The following is a 1,212-nucleotide window of genomic DNA, read 5'->3' as shown; positions in this document are numbered from 1 at the left end:
TTGACATCCTCACCTCCCTTAAACGGAGGTGATTCCTACAGCTAGACGCTTATGCCCAAGCGCAAGAATGTTCATGGCACTATTTAAGTCCCTATCGTGAGTGACACCACACTCACATGACCATTCTCTTATTCCAAGACCTGTCCTACCTCTCGGACTACTTGAGGTGATCTCACCGCAGCACGAACAGATTTGGGTGGTATAGGCTTCATTGACTTCTTCAAACATTACCCCTGCGTTCTCGCATTTATACTTGAGCATTGTTTTTAGTGCTGAAAACCCTGTATCTAAAACAGACTTTGCCATTTTAGTTTTTACAAGCTTTTTGGCACTTAAGTCACCTACAATTATGAGTGCATTATTTTTAACAAGTAATGTACTTGCCTTATGCAAATGGTCTTTACGGCAATTTGCAATCTTGGCGTGTAATGCACGTACACGTTTTTTATTCCTTGCTCGTTGAGCAATACCTAATTTCTTTTCGTATTGGCGATAGAACTTGGGGTTTGAAATAACCGTACCATCAGAACAGGTTGCAATATCTTTTAAACCTAGATCAATACCTATGGCTTTGGTTGCTGTTGGTTTTTCTTGATTCGATGAATCGACCACAAGGCACACGTACCAACGCCCACGGCTGTCCTCAACAAATGAACCAGTTCTAACAGCATATTTGCTTAATCCATAGCTATCCCATAGCTTGAATTGATGTTTACCATATTGAACATATCCATCAGCGTATTTGATCGCTACTTTCTTAAACGGTATCCATCCAAGTGATTTTCTTGCTGACTTCTTGTTGCTAACACGCCATTTGAGTTTGGCTTTCTTAAACTGCTTTCTGCGTGTGACTAATTCTTCGGTGACAGCCTGAATGGTTTGGCTGTGCAAACCACACTCTTTAGATGCGCCTTTGGTGTATTGAGCAATATCAAATGCAGATAGAAATTCACCTTTTCTTTTTAGGTGCTTAAAACTTAAATCATTCACATAATTCCAAACAAAGTTCACCTCAGATGCTAATTTAATCAGCACCTTTGCGTGTTTGTCTTTTATGCGGAGTTTAAGTGTTTTCATGTGCTTATTTTAACAATAATATTTTAAGTAATGAACAACAAAGATATTTAATACGACATTCCATGTCGTATGGCTTACGCCAGTCGCTTATATCCTCGTGCTGAACCACGAGGTTTTACGCTCCAAGTGATAAAA

General features: G+C 39.5%; 1 protein-coding gene. It reads right to left on the bottom strand.

Features of this window, described 5'->3' with window-relative positions:
* Positions 1-18: 18 nt before the first annotated feature.
* The gene (locus FTT84_RS17885; protein ID WP_180082040.1) at positions 19-1,077 is read right to left on the bottom strand and encodes an RNA-guided endonuclease TnpB family protein; all 1,059 of its coding nucleotides are present in this window, start codon (positions 1,075-1,077) and stop codon (positions 19-21) included.
* Between the last annotated feature and the right edge of the window lie 135 nt (positions 1,078-1,212).

Origin of the sequence: Acinetobacter sp. YH01019, from assembly GCF_013420285.1 — a bacterium.
Lineage (GTDB): Bacteria > Pseudomonadota > Gammaproteobacteria > Pseudomonadales > Moraxellaceae > Acinetobacter > Acinetobacter gandensis.
The sequence above is the reverse complement of the archived record's forward strand: the minus strand, read 5'-3'. Positions and strand labels throughout refer to the sequence as shown.

Bases quoted from the DNA above. Each gene is read 5' to 3' on its own strand.
- FTT84_RS17885 (WP_180082040.1), bottom strand. From the start codon at position 1,077: ATGAAAACACTTAAACTCCGCATAAAAGACAAACACGCAAAGGTGCTG.